Here is a 5,244-nt window from a genome sequence, read left to right as displayed (position 1 = left end):
TGGTGGTGAGAGGGGGGCAGGTTTCAGGTATTTGCTTTAGCTTTTGGGGGGGAGGTGTTGGTTTGGAGGAGCGGGCAAAGATCACTGGGGGAGAGGGGAGGTTTAAGAGAGAGGGGAGCTCCCGCCGTTTAGGGGAGAGGTGTGGGAGAGACGTGTTGGGGGGGAGGAGTCCAAAAAAGAAGCATGAGGAAGGTAAGCTAAAGGGTAAGTGTTCTATAGTGGATGTTTCAAAATATGAGAGGGGGCGATTTAAATATCAAGTTTAGAAAAAGTTTCCTCAACGGTAAAGAAAAATAGAATGGGGGAAATATTATGCCAATCATTATCGATTGTATTCAGGGAACAGCTGAATGGAAGCAAGCGCGCAATGGCTTGATTACGGCTTCTTTGTTTGAAATGGTTATAGCACAAAAAAAACAGGGGCAGAAAACTTCAAGATATCATAGTGTTCTGATGAAACTTGCTGGAGAAAGAATCACGGGAAAAACCGTCGATGAGGGGGCAACGCTTTCTATGCGACGCGGAACAGAATTAGAACCAAGTGCGCGCAGACTTTATGGTACACTTACACAAACACAGCCTGAATGTATAGGGTTTGTTCTAGCCGATGATCGTATGAAAGGCTTTTCCCCCGATGCTTTTGTTGGAAAAAACGGCTTGTTGGAAATTAAAACCAAAAAACCTGAAATTTTAATCCCTCATTTCTACCAAAAGAGTTTTCCAGCAGAACATAAAGCACAATGTCAGGGGGGATTATGGATTGCTCAACGTGAATGGATAGATTTGATGCTCTATTGGCCTGATATGCCACCTTTGATTAAGCGTGCTTATCGTGATGAAGTTTATATTCGAAAACTTGAAAGTGAAATTAGCCGTTTTAATGAGGCTTTGGAGATTATGGTACAGAAAATTAAGTGTACCGATACAGGGTTTGGTGTGAGAATAAAAATTATACGAGAGGGGGATGAAAGAGGGGAGAATGCAAGTAAGGCGCGTATAGGTGGGGGGCTTGGGACAAAAGTGGGGGAAAAGACACGCTCTAGGTTTAAGGAGAGAGCTGTAATAAGGCGGAGAAAATCGAGATCTGTCCAGCGTTAGAAATGTAAAACTATTGAACAAGGGGGGTAAGAGGGTTGTGAGAATGTTTTTAGCCGCTTTGTGTGGAAAAGCGATGAGATGTTGGAGAGTATTGGTGTGATTTTGTTTATAATTTTGTAGTTTTGGTTTTGTAGAGCCTAGGAGGCTTTTTGTAGCAGCAGTGGAACTGATAAGCCCGTAAACTGAGAACAGTATTTTAATGGGTAAATGAGAGAAAAAATGTGCAGATGTTTTAGAATAGCTAAGAAGATGCATGTTATGCCATTGCCAACAATTGTTAAGGGATGTTGGAAAAGTTATGTAAGGATCATTCTGAGAAATAAGCGAGGGGGCAAGAGTATTAAGAGTATGATAAGGAAGCCTTGAATACGTTGTGAGAGGCTATGAAGATGCGCTGTGTAAATGGTGCTGCGAGAGAGGATTGAACTCTCGACCTCTCCCTTACCAAGGGAGTGCTCTACCACTGAGCTACCGCAGCCCTTTTCAATCTGTGCGCTGTCTTGTGCCATATTGTCATAAAATAGGCAAGAGAGCATTTATGTATTCTTGAAAGAAAACCCTTCTTGTGTCATGACATACACTCCTTATACAAAAGCTATGAGTTGCTTGAAGAGGCTCAACACTGTTCAAAAGGTTGCGCAATGACAGAAATGCATCAAAAACAAAAGCAAGAAAAATTTAATCACAAAGATGAAAAAGCAAAACGGCGCCAAGAAAGGCTGGCTAAACAATTACGTCAAAATCTGAAACGCAGAAAAGAGCAAAGTCGAAAAAAAGCGCAAACAGAGCTTTAAAAAATGTTTCTTACAGCATTTTGCAACCAAATCTCTCAATAGTTCGTTATAGCATTTGGAGTTCGTTACTATTTGAGATTCGTTTTGAAACCATAACAAAGTAACTTCTCGAGATAACTTCTCAAGATAACTTCTCAAGATAACTTCTCAAGGGGGTAAAACCTTTGGAAGGGGAAATACAAAGGGAAAGAGGGAAAGCACTATGGATTCTATTCAAATTATTGGTGGGAAAAAACTTACAGGGACTATTCCTATCTCAGGGGCAAAAAATGCCGCATTGCCTCTGATGATTGCGTCACTGCTCACTGAAGAGACTCTTACTTTAGAAAATATTCCCCATCTTGCTGATGTTGAATTGCTTATTCGTATTCTCAATAATCATGGTGTTGGATATGCTGTCGACGGACAGGAAGTTCATCACGATTGTGTATACTCAAGAACCATCCATTTTACCGCGCAAAAAATAGCTACAACACGTGCACCCTACGAACTGGTGAAAAAAATGCGAGCAAGCTTTTGGGTGATAGGACCCCTACTTGCGCGCTGTGGTGAGGCAACTGTTTCGTTGCCTGGAGGATGCGCTATCGGAACAAGACCTGTCGATTTTATCCTTGAGGGGCTCAAAACTTTAGGAGCCAATATTTCTATCGAAAATGGATATGTCCGTGCTAAAGCTCCAAAAGGATTAAAAGGTGCGCATTACCATTTTCCTAACGTCACTGTCGGGGGAACACATGTTATGCTTATGGCTGCAACCATGGCGAAGGGAACAACCATTCTTGATAATGTTGCTTGTGAACCAGAAGTTGCAAATCTTATTCGAACCCTCAACGCTATGGGCGCAAAAATAATCGGTGAAGGAACAACAACTCTCACTATCGAGGGGGTAAAAAAACTCAATGGTGCTAAAATACGTGTCATTGCTGATCGAATCGAGGCGGGAACCTACGCAATGGCTGTTGCTATGACAGGCGGCGATGTGTTTCTCAAAAATGCAAACCCCAGTCATTTGACGAAAGTGCTCAAGGTTCTTCAAAAGACTGGACTCGATATTCAAATAGAACCTCAAGGAATTCAGGTTAAACGAAATCCACAAAAAACAAAAATAATGTCTGTGGATATCAAAACAGGTCCTTATCCTGCTTTTCCAACTGATCTCCAAGCGCAATTCATGGCGCTGATGACACGAGCGCAGGGAATTGCGCGGATTACTGAGACGGTTTTCGAAAATCGCTTTATGCATGTTCAGGAACTTACCCGCTTGGGTGCTCAGATAAAACTCAATGGGCAGACAGCAACCATCTTTGGTACAGACAATCTGCAAGGAGCACCAGTCATGGCTACGGATTTACGTGCTTCCGTCTCTCTTGTTATTGCTGCTTTGGCGGCAAAGGGAGAAACCATCGTCAACCGCGTGTACCATCTTGATCGCGGCTTTGAGAGGTTGGAGGAAAAATTAGCCCGCTGTGGCGCTACAATTCAGCGCGTCACAGTTTAATCCCCTTCGTGCGTTATCTTTTGGGAGGGGCTTTGACCTTAAGAACCAAGGTTTGTTCGTCTTCTCAATAAACGCGGAGGTCTGATGTTTATGACTTTGGAGAGCGGTCCAGAATGTTTGAGGAGCGGGATGCCTATCGTTATCCGTAGCGCCGTAAAACTTTGTCTTTGAGGAAAGAGGGGTAGCTAAAGATAAGGAGATTAAAATTTCAAATGTTGAGAACGTTGTTGAATAACATTGATGATTGTATCAAAAATTTCAGAATGCAAACCTTCACCCTCGAGTTCTTCTTTTAATTTTATTGCCTTATCATTGATTGAATCAGTCATTCTTTTTATTTGCTTTTTTTAGGACAATGGAGCAGCTTTAGTGTCCGAAACCATTTTATAAAAATGATGCAAATATATATTTTTAGGTTTATATTCTCCTCCTATTTTCATAGCCATATTTTGAGATAAATCTGGATAAATAGCCATGCTTAACAAATCATATGCAGGAGCAAGTTCTGTTTTTTTCTGTTGGTAAAGTCGTGAAAAGTTTTTGCCATGCGCGTCAGTATTACCAATTAAATAATTAAAAATAACTATATTAAGGCAATTAAGTTGATCAACAGCAGGACGTAACGTATATTGAAAATAATGGTTTGACACGCAGCAATACTGGGTTCTCCTTCACACTCATATTTAAATCCTTATTGCACTTTCGAGTTCTCCATTCATCTTATTGCAAAACGACATAGCAGAAAAAATATCACGCTTTCATCCATGATCATCTTTGGTTTGTTTGCAACTTATTATAGTGCAAATGAATACATTAGACTAAGTCCTTATATCGGACAAAATAACATGACGTGGAATGATGTTTTCCCCTATTTTGATAGGATGGTTTTAGGTGGTGTTATTGTCGGCATTGTTATCCTCGGTTTAACTATTTTGAGTTCAGTACTTTCAGACTCTCGGAATACTGATGCGCGGGTGCTCGCACCCCACGGGGAGTGAGGTGCCAGATAAAAATCCACATTTTAATGACATTTCTGTGAGATAAAAGTTCATTTTAGGCAAGAAATGTTGAAAATGTCTCAAAAACAATGAGGTCACCATTTAAGTGTAACCTTGCAACAAATCCAAAAGTATAAAAAAGGAACAAATCGTGTAAACGCAGGGCGCTTAAAAGAAATTGCCTCTATATACTGGATATCCCACTTACTTTTTTTTACTCTGATCTTTCAACAAAAGAAAATACCTCGTATCACTGTGATGAGGGAGTATCGAGCAAAGAGGAATACTTGCTTTTGAAAAATTTTAGAGAACTCACACCTAGAAAATAAAAGGCAATTTTGTGCTTAATTTCTCATGAGCATAAAATCTTTTAAATATTCTCTTGCTAAATAATAAAATATCACATAGATTCCATTTCAGGGAAGGGGGTGATTTCCCCGCAGGAATATCCCAATGTAGCCTCCTTCTCTCTATTTTAAAAATCATAAAAAATTTCATCTTTCATCTCTTTCCTTTGTTTCTCAAAGAATGACTTATTTGTGTTAGGCAAATTTGCGGGAAATTTTGATATTTTTAAATTTTTTAAGACCTATGGTTTTTAGCTTTTTTGATAAGGACTCCATAGAACCAACAAAATCCCCTTAAGTCTGAAGATCATTTTTGAAGAAGAGAAGATTGGAGAATGCTCTAGCCAAAAGCTTCAGCTTCCTTTGAGGCAACGTAGAAGCATTTGAGAGTGTGTAGATTTTTCTGAACATTCCTTGTTATTACAATTTTCGTTATTGTTAGGGATTATTCTTTTAGATGTTTTGGCAGAGGATGTTTGGGGCAGAGGATGTTTGGGGCAGAGGATGTT

The 5,244-nt window shown here is 40.1% G+C and carries 7 protein-coding genes, 1 tRNA gene and 1 pseudogene; 6 read left to right on the top strand and 3 right to left on the bottom strand.

Annotation, left to right across the window (positions count from 1 at the left end; translation table 11 throughout):
* Window positions 1-266 (top strand): hypothetical protein (locus MCO_RS10985; RefSeq protein ID WP_040298802.1); only part of this gene is annotated, 266 nt, incomplete at its 5' end.
* Between the two features lie 46 nt (window positions 267-312).
* Window positions 313-1,098: a lambda exonuclease family protein gene (locus tag MCO_RS04120; RefSeq protein ID WP_007552783.1), complete on the top strand. Its 786-nt coding sequence runs from the start codon at window positions 313-315 to the stop codon at window positions 1,096-1,098.
* A 403-nt stretch (window positions 1,099-1,501) separates the two neighbouring features.
* Here the strand turns inward: MCO_RS04120 and MCO_RS04115 are convergent.
* A tRNA-Thr gene (locus MCO_RS04115) sits at window positions 1,502-1,576 on the bottom strand.
* 163 nt (window positions 1,577-1,739) lie between these two features.
* Between MCO_RS04115 and MCO_RS10805 the strand changes: the two genes are divergently transcribed.
* Window positions 1,740-1,892, top strand: coding sequence for a hypothetical protein (locus MCO_RS10805; protein ID WP_007552781.1), 153 nt, complete (start codon window positions 1,740-1,742; stop codon window positions 1,890-1,892).
* A 202-nt stretch (window positions 1,893-2,094) separates the two neighbouring features.
* Window positions 2,095-3,390 carry a UDP-N-acetylglucosamine 1-carboxyvinyltransferase gene (gene murA, locus MCO_RS04110; protein WP_007552780.1) on the top strand — a complete coding sequence of 432 codons (1,296 nt, stop codon included), beginning with the start codon at window positions 2,095-2,097 and terminating at the stop codon, window positions 3,388-3,390.
* Window positions 3,391-3,590: 200 nt separating this feature from the next.
* Here murA and MCO_RS11490 read toward each other — a convergent pair whose 3' ends face one another.
* A complete protein-coding gene (locus tag MCO_RS11490; RefSeq protein WP_007552779.1) occupies window positions 3,591-3,719 on the bottom strand; it encodes a hypothetical protein in 129 nt (42 codons plus the stop codon).
* Window positions 3,720-3,737: 18 nt separating this feature from the next.
* On the bottom strand, window positions 3,738-4,040 hold the full coding sequence (locus MCO_RS04105; RefSeq protein WP_007552778.1) for a HipA domain-containing protein: 303 nt from the start codon (window positions 4,038-4,040) through the stop codon (window positions 3,738-3,740).
* A gap of 195 nt (window positions 4,041-4,235) precedes the next feature.
* Between MCO_RS04105 and MCO_RS11120 the strand changes: the two genes are divergently transcribed.
* Entirely contained in the window at window positions 4,236-4,388 is a 153-nt protein-coding gene (locus MCO_RS11120; protein WP_245256841.1) for a hypothetical protein, read from the top strand.
* Window positions 4,357-4,717 (top strand): annotated as a pseudogene (locus tag MCO_RS11115) (helix-turn-helix domain-containing protein). The gene MCO_RS11120 and the pseudogene MCO_RS11115 overlap by 32 nt, the downstream one beginning before the upstream one ends.
* Window positions 4,718-5,244: the final 527 nt, after the last annotated feature.

Source organism: Bartonella sp. DB5-6 (assembly GCF_000278115.1).
GTDB classification, from domain to species: Bacteria; Pseudomonadota; Alphaproteobacteria; order Rhizobiales; family Rhizobiaceae; genus Bartonella; species Bartonella refiksaydamii.
Note: the sequence above shows the minus strand (reverse complement) of the source record. Positions and strands in the feature narration are given on the sequence as shown.

Excerpts from the sequence above, each read along its gene's own strand:
- MCO_RS04120 (WP_007552783.1), top strand. The coding sequence starts at position 313 with ATGCCAATCATTATCGATTGTATTCAGGGAACAGCTGAATGGAAGCAA.
- MCO_RS10805 (WP_007552781.1), top strand. The coding sequence starts at position 1,740 with ATGACAGAAATGCATCAAAAACAAAAGCAAGAAAAATTTAATCACAAA.
- murA (WP_007552780.1), top strand. The coding sequence starts at position 2,095 with ATGGATTCTATTCAAATTATTGGTGGGAAAAAACTTACAGGGACTATT.
- MCO_RS11490 (WP_007552779.1), bottom strand. The coding sequence starts at position 3,719 with ATGACTGATTCAATCAATGATAAGGCAATAAAATTAAAAGAAGAACTC.
- MCO_RS11120 (WP_245256841.1), top strand. The coding sequence starts at position 4,236 with ATGACGTGGAATGATGTTTTCCCCTATTTTGATAGGATGGTTTTAGGT.